This window comes from Rhodopseudomonas palustris (genome assembly GCF_013415845.1).
Lineage (GTDB): Bacteria > Pseudomonadota > Alphaproteobacteria > Rhizobiales > Xanthobacteraceae > Rhodopseudomonas > Rhodopseudomonas palustris_F.
Window position 1 is genome coordinate 2,121,497 of record NZ_CP058907.1, and the last position, 15,102, is coordinate 2,136,598.

Below are 15,102 nucleotides of genomic sequence, written 5' to 3' on the forward strand. Positions count from 1 at the left end.
AATGGCCAGTTTGAGTCAAACACCGCCCGATCTTCCGCTGTGCCGCGGCGACCGCGTTCGGATGAGTCCGCTCGGCCGCGAGCGGCATCCGCGCTATGGTACCCGTGAAGGCGTGATCGTCGGGCAGGGCTCGCCGAGCAGTTGGCGGGTGAAGTTCGACGATCGCAAGACCATCCAGGCAATCCATCAGGACTATCTCGAACGCGTTCCGGGGCAGGCGCCGCGCTTCGACAATGCCGGGAGCTGGAACGGCTGGCGCAACGATCCGCCGGCGACCGCTTAGTGCTGTTTTCCTCGCTCGTGTTGGAGTTGTGATGTCCCGCGTGCCTCGTTCCATGGTCGTCGTTTTCGTGCTGGCATCGAGCTGTTGGCTTGCCGCGTGCGCGAGCCTGCCGCGCGTGCCGTACACCGCCACCGAAGCCGCACAGGCGCGCGTGCTCGATCGAGACGATTTGCGCCGCTACGCCGACGATCCACCCTCAGCGTTTCGCGTCACGCGGATTGCCGGTCCGCAGACCTATTTGGCGTTATCCGGTGGTGGCGCCGACGGAGCCTACGGCGCCGGCGTGCTGGCGGGGTGGACCGCAGCGGGGCACCGGCCCTCATTCTCGCTCGTATCCGGCGTCAGCACCGGTGCGCTGATCGCGCCATTCGCGTTCCTCGGCTCGCGCTACGACGACACCTTGCGCGAGCTCTACACCAGCGGCGTCGCCGAAAGCCTGCTCGAGGATCCGAACCCGCTCAACGCGATCTTCGGCTCGGGGCTGTTCGGCAACAAGCGGCTGCGCGAACTGGTCGCCCGCTATATTGATGCCGACTTCATGGCGGAGGTGGCCGAGCAATACGCCAAGGGGCGGATGCTGTTCGTGGTCACCACCAATCTGGATTCGCAGCGGTCGGTAATCTGGGACATGGGCCGGATCGCTTCGTTGCGCACGTCGGAGAGCCTCAACCTGTTCCGCGATGTCGTGGCTGCTTCTGCAAGCATTCCGGCGGTGTTCCCGCCGATGCTTGTCAATGCCGAGGCCAACGGCGCTCGGTTCCAGGAGATGCATGTGGATGGCGGCGTGATGTCGCCGGTGCTGACCTTGCCCGAGGCGTATTTGATGCGTAGTGCGTCCTGGGACAAGCCGCTGAACCTGCAACTCTACATCCTGATGAACAATACCATCGAACCGGAGTTCCAGCTCGTGCGCGATCGCGCGCTGGACATTGCTGCACGGTCGTCGTCGTCGATGATCAAGGCGCAGACCCGGTCGATTCTCTACAGCACCTACGCGTTCGCACGCCGTAACAAGTATGGCTTCAACCTGACCTATATCGAGAGCAATCGGCCGCCGTCGCCGCCCGGCTTCGACACCGCCTACATGCGGTCGCTGTATCAGTACGGTTACGACCGCGCTCGCAGCGGCAATGTCTGGTCGAGCGCGCCGCCCGCCAGTGAAACGGTGCCGAGCCCGATTGCGACCACCACTCCGGCACCGCACGTGGCCGGTGTTCAGTAACGACACGCTCTGGGCGTGACGTCCATCGCCTGACTTGCGATGGACGAGCGAGGCAAAGATGTCTGCAATTCGGTTCGCCGCGGCGCTGATCATGGCCGTGGTGTTGGTTTCTCCGGCCTCGGCTGCGGTGTCCGATCGCGGCCGCGACACGGAGATTCAGGCACCGGCCGTGAGTCCGAGCGACGAGCCGACCGGTCCACTGACGATCGCGCCCGGAAGCGGCGCCGACCTGATCCGGATGGTGGAGAGGAAGCTACCCGGCGCGCGGGTTTATGATCTCAACCTGAGCGACGAAGGCGCGGTGCCTTGGTTCGAGGTTAAGGCCTATCGGGCAGGGCAGGTGTGGAGCACCATGATCGATGCCGCCACGCGCCGGATCGTTCGCTCGCCTGACGCCAAGCCTGCTTCCGACCTCGACCCGGAGACCCAGCGCGACCTCGGCGATTTCCGGCGGATCAAGATGAAGCTGTCCGAAGCGGTGGTGATCGCCGAGCAGCTCGGTGGTGGGCGCGCGGTCAGCGCCGGACTGCACCGCGGCGAGGACAAGCTGGTGTTCGTGGTCGTGGTGGTGTCGAACGGCACGCTCAAAGAGATCATCGTCGAGCCGGACAAGTAGCGTTAGCCCGCAGCGCTTAGTTGCCTCAGCTCTTGTCGAGGTCTTCGACCACCTGCACCAGCGTCTGTTTTACTTCGGTCCGATCTGCCGTGCCGGTGTCGATGAACAGCCGCATGCCGGGCAGCTCCTTGCGGATCACGTCGGTCGATACTGACGTCTTCAATCCGTGCACCTCATAGGCGCGCACCGGCTCGCTGAAGCCTTTCACCGTGAGCGCCGGGCGCTCTTCGGCGTCGATCACGTCGTTCACCAGCGACCAGGTGACGTGCGAGATCAGGATCGAGCCGGGCTCGCAGTTCTGCTCCAGGCGCGAGGTGAGGTTCACGGCACCGCCGACGATGGTGTAGTCCATCCGGTCCGGGCTGCCGAAATTGCCGACGGTGCAGAAGCCGGTGTTGATGCCGATACGGACCCGGAACGGGCGCTCGGCGCCGGCGTCGATCCACTCCATCTCCAGCTGCTTCAACTTCTCCTGCATCTCGATCGCCATCATCACGCAGGCGACCGCGTCCTCCTTGACGCCGCGGCTGTCCGGATCGCCGAAGAAGGCGAGCACGGCATCACCGACATATTTGTCGATGGTGGCGCCGTGCTTGAGCGCGATCTGCGCCATCTCAGCGAGATAGCGGTTGAGCATCGCGGTGAGGTCTTCCGACTCCAGCTTGTCGGTGGTGGCCGTGAAGTTGGCGATGTCGGACAGGAAGATCGTCAGCTTCTTGCGTTTGGAGGCGATCTCGGCGTCCTGATGACCGCTGAAAATCGACGAGTACACTTGCGGCGACAGATATTTCGACAGCGCCGCCGACAGGCCTTCGAGGCTGCGGTTGCGGGTCTCCAATTCCTCGGTGCGCTGCTTCACCATCGAGTCGAGATATTCCTCGCGCGCGGCGACTTGTCCGGCCATGCCGGTGAACACTCGGGCGAGTTGGCCGAGCTCGTCGCGGCGTGCGGAGACCGGCTTGAGCAAGGCAGGGTCGAACTTCTGCGTCTCCAGCGCGACGGCCGCGCGGGTGATTTGGCGCAGCGGTGCTGCCTGATAGCGGGCGACCCCGATCGACAGCAGGATGCCGAGCGCGGCGATCGCCGACGCGGTCGCAGCCGCGATCTCAGCCTGGCTCTGCACCGTGGCCCAGACGCGGTTCATCGGCAGGCGCACCAGCGCGGCACCGACGATCTCCTTCTGGTCGTTGCGCACCGGCGCGATCACGCTGAGGTTCTGGCGGCTCTCGACGTGCCGTGTTTGGCCGTCGGCGATCACCAGACGGACCGGGCCGAGTTCTTTCTCGTTGGGACCGTCGCGACGATCAGCGCCATACACGCCGGGGCCGACCAGCGCGTCGAGCTTGCGGTCGAACACCCACACCGCGTCGATGTCGCCGTCCGCGAGCAGATTCTCGACCGTGCGCGGCAGGCCGATCTTCATCGTCAGCTGCTGGAGGAATTTGGCGCTGCGTCCGACCTGGATGATCCGCGGTTTGTCGATGCCGCCGACGCCGACATATTTGAAATGCTGATTGTCGATGTCGCGTTTGCGGGCGTCCTGATTGACCACCTTCTTCTGGCCGTTGAGCAGATCGTAGAAGGCGTAGGCCTGAGGCTGCAGCTGTGGCGAATTGCTGAACGTGAAGTTCACGTCCGGCAGGCTGTGCAGATAGGCGTGGCCTTTCTCATCGGTGATCCAGATCTCGTCCAGCACGGTATCGTCGGTGATCGACTTCAGCCGGCGGTTGATCTCGGTCGGCGTCATCCCGGCGCGTTCGGCGGCTTCGACGAAATGGCCGAGCAGGGTGCCTTCGGCGATCATCTCTTCGGCAATGATCCCCTCGACCTCGGTCGGGATCGACGCGGCGAGGCTGGCACTGCGCGCCAGCAGCCGCGCGACTTTCTCACCCGATGCTTCGGCTTCGGTGATGATCGCTCGCCGTGTGGTCCAGGTCAGCAGCGCCGCGGTCACGAGCGTGGCGCCGACCGTCAGCACCGTGACCAGCAGGACCAATCGTGTGGTGAATTTCATGGAAGAACCTGTACTTGCCGCCGCCCGTTTGGGCGCCGCCGGCAGAGAGCCGCGCGAGGCGGCGCGAACACCGCGCAGTCGAGCCCCGCGCTGCGACCGGCGGACTATCCATGCGGACGGACGGCACTGTCAAATCATGCAATGACGCTGCACGAACGTGCAGCCCGCAATGCGGACGTCGTAGCAAATCCTGCCGCGCGTCGGCATTGTGGCCCATCAATCCGCCCGTCGCATTTGAATCGAAGGCGAGAGGACGCTGAACGAACTCAGGACGCTTTGTCGCTCGTTCGCCGCGCGTAGGCAGCCAGGAACACCGGCACGGCTCGGTCGACGCATTGATCGATCTCGCTGGCGGAGATGGCGTCGCCAAATTGCAGCGAGCGGCGATAAGCGATCTCGGATTCAAGCAGCGCCAACAGGTGATGCGCTGCCACACCCGGATTGGCAGCATGTAGGCGGCCAGCTTTGGTTGCGGCGTCGATATAGCGGGTGAACGCCTCGACCGCTTTGCCAGGACCCGCGTCGTAGAAAATCCGACCGAGATTGCCGATCCGTCCGTGCGCCACCGCAAGGCGGTGGGCAGTGGTGGCGTCCTCGGCCAGCACGCGATGCAGTAGTTTCTTGCCGAACTCGGTGAGCACGCGCTCCGGATCGTCGGTGGCGCGCGCCTCGAGATTTTCGTACATGCCGCGGATCTGCTTGCCGGCGACACGCAGCGCGACGTGCACGAACAGGTCTTCCTTGGACGGGAAGTAGCCGTACAGCGTCGCCTTCGAGCCGCCGAGCCTGCTGGCGATCTCCGACATCGAGGCGCCGTCGAGGCCTCGCTCCTTAAATACCTCGGCCGCGGTGTCGAGGATCGCGTCCCGTTTGGCTTCCGTCCGAACCCTGACCATTGCTCTCCGTCACCTTGCCAAATCCGCCCGGCGTCCTCCGGAATCATACTGAACGTACGGTCGTATTGACAGTCTTGCGTTCGAATAATAACCGTACGTTTGGTTTTATTATGGGCCGGCCGACGGTGCTTCAAGTCCGGCTTGGACGAAAGACGAGACGGCGATGAGAGAGATCGTGGGGTTCCGAAGCGCCATCATCGCGATGGCGCTGATCCTCGGCGGCTGCGACTCCGCCACTCCGAAGCCCGATCGTGGTGGCAAGGAGCCGACGAAAGCGCAGCCGGTGATGGTGGTGCCGGTGCGGTTCGAGGAGGGCGCCCGGACGCGGACTTTCGCGGCCACCATTCGGCCGAGTATCGAAAGCGATCTCGGATTCCGCATCAGCGGCAAGGTGGCGCGGCGGCTGGTGCGCACCGGCGACTTCGTACGCACCGGCCAGGCGCTGCTGACGCTCGATACCAATGATCTCCGCCTCCAGCGCGAGCAGGCCGAAGCCGAGGTCAAAGCGGCGCAATCCAATCTGATCCAGGCCGAGGCCGACGAGGGCCGGGCGGTCGAGCTGCAGAGCAAGGGCTGGATGGCGAACGCCGCGCTGCAGAAGGCGCACGCTACCGCTGAGGAGGCGCGCAGCCGGCTGATCCGCGCGCAGCGTGCGCTCGATCTCGCCGGTCATGCGCTCGGTTACGCCACCCTCGAAGCCGATGCGGACGGCGTGATCACCGCAACCCCGATCGAGCCGGGACAAGTCATTAGCGCCGGACAGGCCGCGGTCCGTCTGGCGCGGCTGTCGGAACTGGAGGCGGTGGTCGCGCTGCCGGAGAGTTACGTCGAGCGGGTCGGTCGCGCCTCCGCCTCGCTGACGCTGTGGTCGCTGCCCGGCAAGAGCTACGAGGTGCGGCTGCGCGAACTATCCTTCGCGGCCGATCCGGCGACGCGGACCTTCGCGGCGCGCTTCGTGATCCCCGGCGCGGACGACAAGGTGCGGATCGGCATGAGCGCCACGCTGACGCTGCGCGAGCAGGACGAACGGCGCTTCGCACGGCTGCCGCTGACGGCGGTTTACAACCACGGACGAGGAGCGGCGGTTTTCGTGGTCGGTGACGGCGGCGAATTGCGCGAACGGCCGGTGACGATCGAGCGCTACGAGGATCGCAGCGTGCTGGTGACCTCCGGCGTGAGCGACGGCGAAACCGTGGTCGCGCTCGGTGTCGAAAAGCTTGATCCGGCGCTGACGGTGCGGCCGATCTCCACGCTTTCGCTTAGTTCGGCGGGCAAGTGATGCAGCGGCCAAATCTCTCCGCATGGGCGGTGGCGCATCCGTCGTTGATGCTGTTCGTGATCCTGATGATCAGCGTCGCCGGCCTGCTGTCGTATCAGCGTCTCGGCCGCGCCGAGGATCCGTCCTACACCATCAAGGTCGCGGTAGTGACGGCGACATGGCCCGGCGCGACGGCTGAAGAGATGCAGCTTCAGGTCGCCGACCGGATTGAGAAGAAGCTGCAGGAGCTACCCTGGTTCGACAAGGTCACGACCTATTCCAAGCCCGGCTTCACCGCGGCGCAGATGGAGTTTCGCGACACCACGCCGCCGGCGCAGATCCCCTGGCTGTTCTATCTGATCCGCAAGAAGATGGCCGACGTGAAGCCGGACCTGCCCGACGGGGTGGCGGGGCCGGAGGTCAACGACGAATACGGCGACGTCGACTCGATCGTCTACACGCTGCGCTCCGACAGCGCCGACTACGCGGTGTTGAAGCGGATGGCGGAGCAGGTGCGGCAGCGGCTGCTGAAAGTGCCGAACGTCTCCAAGGTGACGATCTACGGCACCCAGGACGAGCGCATCTTTGTCGACTTCGACCACGTCAAGCTCGCCAATCTTGGCATCGCGCCGCGTGCGATCTTCGACAGCCTTGCAAAGCAGAACGATCTTGCGCCGGTCGGCATGGTTCAGACCCAGTCGACCCGGATTCCGCTGCGCGTCTCCGGGGCGTTCGACGGTGTTCGCGCGGTGGAAGAAACTCCGATCGCATCGAGCGGCACGGTGATCAGGCTCGGCGACATCGCCACCGTGTCGCGCGGCTTCATCGATCCGCCGCAGTTTCTGGTCCGGCAGCGCGGGGTTCCGGCGCTGGCGATCGGCATCGTGATGCGTAAGGGCGCCAACATCCTGGAGCTCGGCGCGGACGTCGAAGCGTCGATGGCCGAGGTCGAACGCGCCACGCCGGTCGGCGTCACCTTCGAGCGCATCGCTAATCAGCCCGCAGTCGTCCGCGACGCGGTCGGCGATTTCATGCGTTCGTTCGTCGAGGCCCTGGCGATCGTGCTGTTCGTCAGTTTCGTATCGCTCGGCTGGCGCGTCGGCATCGTGGTCGCGACCTCGGTGCCGCTGGTGCTCGGCATTGTGTTCACGCTGATGTTGACGATGGGCATCGATCTGCACCGGATTTCGCTCGGCGCGCTGATCATCGCGCTCGGCCTGCTCGTCGACGACGCCATCATTGCGGTCGAGATGATGGTGGTGAAGATGGAGCAGGGCTTCGATCGGGCGCGCGCCGCATCGTTCGCCTGGGAATCCACCGCGTTTCCGATGCTCACCGGCACGCTTGTCACGGCCGCAGGTTTTCTGCCGGTCGGCATGGCGGCGAGCGGCACCGGCGAATACGCCGGCAGCATCTTCTGGGTGGTCGGCATTGCGCTGCTGGCGTCGTGGGCGGTCGCGGTGATCCTGACGCCGTATCTCGGATTCGTGTTGTTACCGCGTTCGCTGAGCACCGGGACGGCGCACGCGGTCTATGACAGCGGGCTGTATCGCCGGTTTCGCAGCGTCGTGACCTGGTGCATCCATCACCGCCTGATTGTGATCGGTATCACCATCGCGGCGTTCGCGATCTCGATCGTCGGCTTCGGCAAGATCCAGCGGCAGTTCTTCCCGACCTCCGACCGGACCGAGCTGTTCGTCGAATTGCGGCTGCCGGGCGGCAGCGGGATCGAGGCGACTCTCGCCAATGCCCAGCAAGCCGAAGCACTGGTCGCCGGCGATGACGACGTCGTCACCTGGAGCACCTATGTGGGCAAAGGCCCGCCGCGCTTCCTGCTCAACGTCAATCCCGAACTGCCGAACGAGTCGTACGGAGAACTCGTCATCGTCACCAAGGACGGCGCCGCGCGCGAGCGAGTGAAGCGTAAGATCGAGCAGGCCGTCGCCGATGGCGCGATCGCCGGCGCGCGGGTGCGGGTCCGGCGGCTGGCCTATGGACCTCCGATCAAATTTCCGGTGCAGTTCCGGGTGATCGGCGAAGATCCCAACACGGTGCGCTCGATCGCCTACCAGGTCCGCGATATCATGCGCGGCAATCCGAACGTGATCGAGCCGCAGCTCGATTGGAACGAGCAGATGCCTTCGGTGCGTCTGGTGGTGGATCAGGATCGCGCGCGGGCGCTCGGGCTCGATCCGCAGACGATCTCGCAGACCTTGCAGATGCTGATGACGGGCGCGCCGGTCACCACCGTGCGTGACCGGACCGAGAAGGTCGTGGTGGTGGCGCGGGCGATCGCGGCGCAGCGCAACGATCTCGGCGCTATCGACGATCTCACCGTGCTGTCGCGCAACGGCGTGCCGGTGCCACTGTCGCAGATCGCCGAGATCCGCGAAGGCCACGAGGAGGCGATCCAGTGGCGGCGCGACCGCGACATGGCGATCACCGTGCGCAGCGATGTGCGCGACGGCGTGCAGGCGCCGTTCGTCTCGTCGGTGGTGTGGGCGGCGCTGGCCGATCTGCGCCAGCGGCTGCCGGCCGGTTACCGGATCGAACTCGGCGGTGCGATCGAGGATTCGTCGAAAGCCAACGGCGCGTTGTTCGCGGTGGTGCCGGCGATGCTGGTGGTGATGTTGACGGTGCTGATGATCCAGTTGCAGAGCTTCGCCAAGCTGGCGCTGGTGTTGCTGACGGCTCCGCTCGGCCTGATCGGGGCCTGCGCCGGGCTGCTGCTGTTCGGCAAGCCGTTCGGCTTCGTCGCGCTGCTCGGACTGATCGCGCTCGCCGGCATGATCATCCGCAATTCGGTGATCCTGGTCGATCAGATCGAGCAGGACATCGCGGCGGGGCACCCGCGCGACGAGGCGATCATCGGCGCCACCGTCCGCCGGGCGCGGCCGGTGGTCCTGACCGCGCTCAGCGCGGTGCTCGCGATGATCCCGCTGACGCGGTCGAGCTTCTGGGGACCGATGGCAGTCGCGATCATGGGCGGACTGCTGGTCGCCACTGTGCTGACGCTGCTGTTCCTGCCGGCGCTGTACGCGGCGTGGTTCGGCCGCGATCCGGCCTCGACATCGACGCTAGGGCAACGCCTCGGCGGCCTCCTGGAGGCGGCGCGCGCCCGATTCAGCGCATTGCTCCCGGCCGTCATCCGCCGGCGCGCGGAGACCGGACGCTGACCGCTGCTCGCCGCGCGGGAGGGCAGGCGGAAGAACGAGCTGGAAATCGCCGGATTCCCGGGCTACCTGCAGCCTTGACGTCGCCCGCCAATCCGCCGACATACTGAAATATGCAGCCCAATCAGCCACATCGCTTCTCCGTCGCGCCGATGATGGAATGGACCGACAGTCATTGTCGCGTCTTCCATCGGCTGCTGACCCGGCGCGGGCTGCTCTACACCGAGATGGTCACCACCGGAGCGGTGATCCACGGCGATCGGCAGCGGCTGCTCGGCTTCGATGCGAGCGAGCACCCGGTGGCGCTGCAGCTCGGCGGCTCCAATCCGAATGACCTCGCGACCTCCGCGAAGATCGGCGAGGATTTCGGTTACGACGAGATCAACATCAACGTCGGCTGCCCGTCGGATCGGGTGAAGGAGGGCCGGTTCGGCGCCTGCCTGATGGCGGAGCCCGAGCTGGTTGCCGAAGGCGTCGCCGCGATGAAGCGCGCGGTCGCTGTGCCGGTGACGGTGAAGTGCCGGATCGGGATCGACGATCAGGATCCAGAGGTCGCGCTCGATGCGCTGGCGCGGGCGGTGGTCGCCGCCGGTGCCGATGCGCTGATCGTGCACGCCCGCAAGGCTTGGCTGAACGGGCTGTCGCCGAAGGAGAACCGCCATATCCCGCCGCTCGATTACGATCGGGTGTATCGGCTGAAGCAGGCGATGCCGCAGGTGCCGATCATCATCAACGGCGGCATCGGCAGCATCGCGGAAGCCAAGCGGCATCTCGAGCACGTCGACGGCGTAATGCTCGGCCGCGCCGCCTATCAGGAGCCGTGGCGGCTGCTGGAGGTCGATCCGGAGCTGTACGGCGAAACGGCGCCCTATCCCTCGATGAAGGAGGCGCTCGAAGCGCTGATCCCGTACATCGAGCGCCAGCTTGCGCAGGGCCTGCGGCTGCACGCGATCACCCGCCACGTCATCGGCGCCTATCAGGGCGTCCCCGGCGCCCGCGCCTTCCGCCGCTATCTGTCCGAATTCGGCGTCAAACCCGATGCCGATGCCAGCGTGCTGTTGAAAGCGATGGTCGCGGTGACGGAGCGGGCGACGGAAGCTGCCTGAGCTCCCGGTCATCAGGTACGCACGGCCTGACTACGCGATCGCGCGAAGTCCCTTGGCTTTGACCAGATTGAGCAGCTTCAGCGATGGCCCGTCGGGGCGCTTTTCACCGCGTTCCCACTTACTCACGGCGTCCTTGCGCACATTGAGATAGCGCGCGAACACCGGTTGCGACACCTGCTCCCGCTCCCTGAGCGCCTTGATTTCCTCAGGCGCCATTGGCTCGACCGGCGTCAGGCACAGCTCATCGAACTCGCGCATCGTCGCTTTATCGATGACGTTGGCGCGGGCGAGGCCTGCGGCGGTCTTGTGAACCGTCGCAAGGATGCCGCTCTGTTTGCGCTTCGGCTTCGTCATGTCTGTTCCGTTACTTCCGATATCTCTCCGGCTGCAATCGCGGTCTCGAGTGCTCCAACATCAAGCGCGAGCAGGACGGTGGCCAGCTTCTTCAGCGCTTCCAGTTCTTTGGACGAGACGTTGGCTTTTTGGTTCTTGGCAAAGCCGTGAACAAAGAAGCTGTGTGCGCCCATCTTGCAAACAATGATGGTGCGGAAACCGCCGGACTTGCCGCCGCCCTTCCGGCCGATCCGCTGCTTAAACACGCCGCCTCCGAGCCTCGCATCCCATCGCCCCTCGGCGACGTCCATGGCTGCTGCGAGCAGGTCAGCACAATCCAGTTTCGCCTTTCTCGCGAACTTGGCGAACTCCTTGGTCTGGTAGACGCTCATGCTTTGGGCGTCCGCCAAAATGTAGTCCTAAGAGCTATATTTCTCAACCTGCTTGTCCTGCTGACACGCATAGGTTGCATCATCGCGGGCGATCTCTTCCCGCGCATTGATGCCGGTCGGGCCGACAGGATTGCCAGCTGCGAAGCGCGTGGCGGAGGCTTGATTGGGCGAGTTGCGAGAACAGGCGGCTAGGGATAGCCGCGCAGCCGGAGCTGGTCGGAGCGGACTTCCCAGCTTTCGAGGCGGTCGAGGAAGCTCATGCCGAGAAGGTTGGTCTTCATCTGGCCACGCGGCACCACCAGGGCCGGCACAGAGCGCTCGACCAGTTTGCCGATCGCCAGGCTGTTGAGCGACAGCCGCGCCGCGCGGGTGTGGCCGCCGGCGGTCTCCAGCTCGACGTTGAAGTTCAGCAGCTCCAGCGGCAGGCCGGCAGCCTTGGCGGTTTCATAGGTCAGCACCACCGAGGTCGCGCCGGTGTCGATCACCATCGGCGCGGCGACGCCGTTGACCTTGGCGCTCACCGCGAACTCGCCGCCGGTGCCGCGCGGGATTTCGACCGTGCGGGCTTTGGCTGCCTCCGCCGCAGCAGTAGCAGCGGCGACGCGCTTCTTCAGCATCGTCGACATCGCGTCGCCGGCCTCTGCGATCCTTTTCGGATCGCCATAGGCGACCACTGCGCCGGCGGTGCCAATCAGCACCAATAGCACCAGCAACACGCGGCTCATGGGGCACCTGAAGCGGAGCGAGCTACGCCTGTGCGTCGGTCCCGGCAGGGCGGCGCCGACGCGGCTTCGGCACGTCCATCCCGGCGTCGGCCATGCGCTGCGGCAGTCCGGCCATGATGGCGAGCCGTTCGGAGCTGTCCATCCGCGGCCAGCGCGCGATCTCCGGCATGGTGCGGCCGCAGCCGTAGCAGAGGTTGGTCTGCGGATTGATCATGCAGACTGCGATGCAGGGCGTTTCGATGCTCATATCGGATGGTGGCTGACATTGGTCGCCTCCCGCAAGTCCCGATCTCACAAGCCGGTGCCGGCGTTCATGATCGGCTGCCGCCGCGCGCGGGCGTTCTCGGAGGTGTCGACCGAGTCCGGCTGCAGCGGCGGCGCCTCGTCGGCGAGCGGCGCCAGCGCCGACATCACCCGCTCGGGCGGGAAGGTGACGATCACTTCGGTGCCGATCCGCAGCTTGGATTTCAGGGTGAAGGTGCCGCCGTGCATGTCGATCAGGCTCTTGGCGATCGGCAGGCCGAGGCCGGCGCCCTGTTCGGCCGACTTGATCGAGTTCGACCCCTGGCCGAACGAGGCCAGCACGATCGGAATCTCTTCTTCGGGGATCCCGGACCCGGTGTCCTTGACGCTGAGATACTGTCCGCCGGACGCCGTCCAGCCGGCCTTCAGCCAGATCTCGCCGCCTTGAGGCGTGAACTTGATGGCGTTCGACAAGAGGTTGAGCACCACTTGGCGCACCGCGCGCTCGTCGCCCCAGATCCGCGGCATGCCCTGTTCGAACACTTCGTGGATGGTGATGCCACGGCTCGTCGCGCGCAGCTTCAGCAGGTGATGACAATCGGTCACCACATGCACCAGCGAGATCGCTTCCTCGTTCAACTCGTAGCGGCCGGCCTCGATCCGCGACAGATCGAGGATTTCGTTGATCAGGTTGAGCAGGTGGACGCCCGAGTTGTGGATGTCGGCCGAGTAGTCCTTGTAGGCCGGCACCGCATGGGCGCCGAAGATCTCGCTCTTCATCACTTCCGAAAAGCCCAGAATGGCGTTGAGCGGCGTGCGCAGCTCGTGGCTCATCTGTGCCAGAAAGCGCGACTTGGCGACGTTGGCGGCCTCGGCGCGATGCCGGGCCTCGTCGGAGATCGCCTTGGATTGTTCGAGCTCGGCGATCAGCACGTCCTTTTCGGCGCGGGCCTGCAGCGTCGCCAGCGTGGTCGAGTGCAGCCGGTGGGCGAGCAGGGCGAAGTAGCCTTCCGCCGCGACCGTCAGCGCCGCCAGCACGTATTTGTCGAACGAGCCGCTCAGCGCAAAGTTGACCGCGATCGCTGCGGTCACCGGCATCGTCGCGGCCAGCGCCGCGATCGGCAGGCTCGCTGCCAGCATCGACGACACCGCCACCACCAGCAGCATCAGGAACATCAGAAGCGTGCTGGAGACGACGTTGAGTTCGGTCGGGTGGATCAGGATCGCGGTCCACGCCAAGCCGTACAGCAGGTCGAGCAGCACAAAGCGCCGCCGCCAGGTGCGGGTGCGCGGCACCGAGGCCGGCTCGTTGAGGAAGCGGTTGCAGTTGCGGATCACCACGGCGTGGATGCTGAGCATCGCCACCGTCCAGGCGCCCGCCGCCAGCGGGTCCATCCAGATCCCGAACAGCACGCCGGTGACCACCACCAGCAGCATCACGACGTAGGAAGCCGACAGCCGGGTCTCGGCATACTGCCGGACGAGTTCGTGGTCGAAAGCGGGGCGGGTGCCGCTGGTCGAGGTCAGCCGGTCGCGCGCCTCGCGCACCCGCTGTGCCGCCGCGCGCCGGTTGCGCGCCGGCGCGGCCACCGGAGGCTCAGCCGGAAGCTGGAAGACTTCAGGCTTTTCGGCGGACTCACTCATCAACCAACACAAATCCTGCGCGAGAACGCGCGCGGTTTCCCCAGCCTATATCTGGCCACAAATCCTTAAGAGCAGCCTTAGAGGGAAAGTTATTCCGGTTAACAGCTGGCTAACAATCGCGGTGAACGAGACGTGAAAACCGCGATTGCAACCCTGTTCCGCGCAGTCTCAGCGCTCCAGCCGCGCCAGCAGGCTGGAGGTGTCCCAGCGGCGGCCGCCCATCTTCTCGACCTCGGCATAGAAGGTATCGACCAGCGCGGTGACCGGCAGGCTGGCGCCGTTGCGGCGCGCTTCGGCGAGGCAGATCGACAGATCCTTGCGCATCCATTCGACCGCGAAGCCGAAATCGTATTTGCCATCGTTCATGGTCTTGTGGCGGTTCTCCATCTGCCACGACTGCGCCGCGCCCTTGGAGATGGTGTCGATCACCGCATTGACGTCGAGGCCGGCCTTCTTGGCGAAGTGAATGCCTTCGGACAACCCTTCGACCAGCCCGGCGATGCAGATCTGATTGACCATCTTGGTGAGCTGACCGCTGCCTGCGGGGCCCAGCAGCTTGCACATCCGCGCATAGGCGCCGATCACCGGCTCGGCCTTGGCGAAATCCTCAGGCCGGCCACCGCACATCACTGTGAGCACGCCGTTTTCGGCACCGGCTTGGCCGCCGGACACCGGCGCGTCGATGAAGTGGAAGCCGGCCTTGCTCGCAGCCGCGTCGAGCTCGCGCGCGACTTCGGCTGAAGCCGTGGTGTGGTCGACGAAGATCGCGCCCCTGCTCATCGCACCGAATGCGCCGTCGGCGCCGGTGGTGACGGCACGCAGGTCGTCATCGTTGCCGACGCAGGCCATCACGAAGTCCTGGCCGGCTGCGGCCTCTGCCGGGGTCGGTGCCGCGCGGCCGCCGAAGGTCTCGGCCCAGGCCTGCGCCTTCGCGGCCGTGCGATTATACACCGTCACTTCATGGCCGCCTTTCGTCACGAGATGTCCGGCCATCGGAAACCCCATAACGCCGAGACCGATGAAAGCGACTTTGGCCATGTCTGGACCCTTCAGTTGCGAGGGCGCGAGCCGGTCGCGCCTGATCGAGTTGAGGTGAGGGCGGCCCGCTGGGAGGCGCGCTGGGAGGAGGCTCAGCATAGGCGACGAACTTCTTCGAGCAAGCCCGCCATGGCCTTTGATGGCCGCCGGAACGCGGTC

14 protein-coding genes are annotated in these 15,102 nt (G+C 65.5%); 6 read left to right on the plus strand and 8 right to left on the minus strand.

Annotated features, from left to right (window positions below):
- Position 1: 1 nt before the first annotated feature.
- Genes HZF03_RS09730 through HZF03_RS09740 form a run of 3 tightly spaced genes read left to right on the plus strand, consistent with a single transcriptional unit; the run spans position 2 to position 2,121 of the window.
- The gene (locus HZF03_RS09730; protein WP_104512287.1) at positions 2 to 283 is read left to right on the plus strand and encodes a hypothetical protein; all 282 of its coding nucleotides are present in this window, start codon (positions 2 to 4) and stop codon (positions 281 to 283) included.
- Between the two features lie 31 nt (positions 284 to 314).
- Positions 315 to 1,505 carry a patatin-like phospholipase family protein gene (locus tag HZF03_RS09735; protein WP_119017824.1) on the plus strand — a complete coding sequence of 397 codons (1,191 nt, stop codon included), beginning with the start codon at positions 315 to 317 and terminating at the stop codon, positions 1,503 to 1,505.
- Positions 1,506 to 1,563: 58 nt separating this feature from the next.
- Complete coding sequence (locus HZF03_RS09740) at positions 1,564 to 2,121, plus strand: hypothetical protein (RefSeq protein ID WP_119017825.1); 558 nt, start codon at positions 1,564 to 1,566, stop codon at positions 2,119 to 2,121.
- A gap of 25 nt (positions 2,122 to 2,146) precedes the next feature.
- Here HZF03_RS09740 and HZF03_RS09745 read toward each other — a convergent pair whose 3' ends face one another.
- Positions 2,147 to 4,135: an adenylate/guanylate cyclase domain-containing protein gene (locus tag HZF03_RS09745; RefSeq protein WP_119017826.1), complete on the minus strand. Its 1,989-nt coding sequence runs from the start codon at positions 4,133 to 4,135 to the stop codon at positions 2,147 to 2,149.
- Positions 4,136 to 4,401: 266 nt separating this feature from the next.
- Positions 4,402 to 5,031, minus strand: coding sequence for a TetR/AcrR family transcriptional regulator (locus HZF03_RS09750; protein ID WP_119017827.1), 630 nt, complete (start codon positions 5,029 to 5,031; stop codon positions 4,402 to 4,404).
- Between the two features lie 163 nt (positions 5,032 to 5,194).
- Here HZF03_RS09750 and HZF03_RS09755 point away from each other — a divergent pair, with 163 nt between their 5' ends.
- The 3 genes from HZF03_RS09755 to dusA all read left to right on the plus strand — a co-directional run bounded on the left by HZF03_RS09755 (position 5,195) and on the right by dusA (position 10,568).
- A complete protein-coding gene (locus HZF03_RS09755) occupies positions 5,195 to 6,310 on the plus strand; it encodes an efflux RND transporter periplasmic adaptor subunit (protein ID WP_119017828.1) in 1,116 nt (371 codons plus the stop codon).
- The gene (locus tag HZF03_RS09760) at positions 6,310 to 9,465 is read left to right on the plus strand and encodes an efflux RND transporter permease subunit (RefSeq protein WP_119017829.1); all 3,156 of its coding nucleotides are present in this window, start codon (positions 6,310 to 6,312) and stop codon (positions 9,463 to 9,465) included. Before HZF03_RS09755 ends, HZF03_RS09760 begins: the two co-directional genes overlap by 1 nt.
- 110 nt (positions 9,466 to 9,575) lie before the next feature.
- On the plus strand, positions 9,576 to 10,568 hold the full coding sequence (dusA, locus tag HZF03_RS09765) for a tRNA dihydrouridine(20/20a) synthase DusA (RefSeq protein WP_119017830.1): 993 nt from the start codon (positions 9,576 to 9,578) through the stop codon (positions 10,566 to 10,568).
- A 30-nt stretch (positions 10,569 to 10,598) separates the two neighbouring features.
- Here the strand turns inward: dusA and HZF03_RS09770 are convergent, their stop codons facing one another.
- From HZF03_RS09770 to HZF03_RS09795, 6 genes are all read right to left on the minus strand, one after another.
- The gene (locus tag HZF03_RS09770) at positions 10,599 to 10,922 is read right to left on the minus strand and encodes a helix-turn-helix domain-containing protein (protein ID WP_119017831.1); all 324 of its coding nucleotides are present in this window, start codon (positions 10,920 to 10,922) and stop codon (positions 10,599 to 10,601) included.
- Complete coding sequence (locus HZF03_RS09775) at positions 10,919 to 11,293, minus strand: type II toxin-antitoxin system RelE/ParE family toxin (protein WP_119017832.1); 375 nt, start codon at positions 11,291 to 11,293, stop codon at positions 10,919 to 10,921. The genes HZF03_RS09770 and HZF03_RS09775 overlap by 4 nt, the downstream gene beginning before the upstream one ends.
- A 188-nt stretch (positions 11,294 to 11,481) precedes the next feature.
- Positions 11,482 to 12,018: a TIGR02281 family clan AA aspartic protease gene (locus HZF03_RS09780; RefSeq protein WP_011157525.1), complete on the minus strand. Its 537-nt coding sequence runs from the start codon at positions 12,016 to 12,018 to the stop codon at positions 11,482 to 11,484.
- Between the two features lie 22 nt (positions 12,019 to 12,040).
- Positions 12,041 to 12,265, minus strand: a complete 225-nt coding sequence (locus tag HZF03_RS09785) for a DUF1289 domain-containing protein (protein WP_119017833.1) — start codon at positions 12,263 to 12,265, stop codon at positions 12,041 to 12,043.
- Between the two features lie 44 nt (positions 12,266 to 12,309).
- On the minus strand, positions 12,310 to 13,905 hold the full coding sequence (locus tag HZF03_RS09790) for a sensor histidine kinase (RefSeq protein WP_119017834.1): 1,596 nt from the start codon (positions 13,903 to 13,905) through the stop codon (positions 12,310 to 12,312).
- Between the two features lie 168 nt (positions 13,906 to 14,073).
- Entirely contained in the window at positions 14,074 to 14,988 is a 915-nt protein-coding gene (locus HZF03_RS09795) for an NAD(P)-dependent oxidoreductase (protein WP_276510783.1), read from the minus strand.
- Positions 14,989 to 15,102 lie beyond the last annotated feature (114 nt).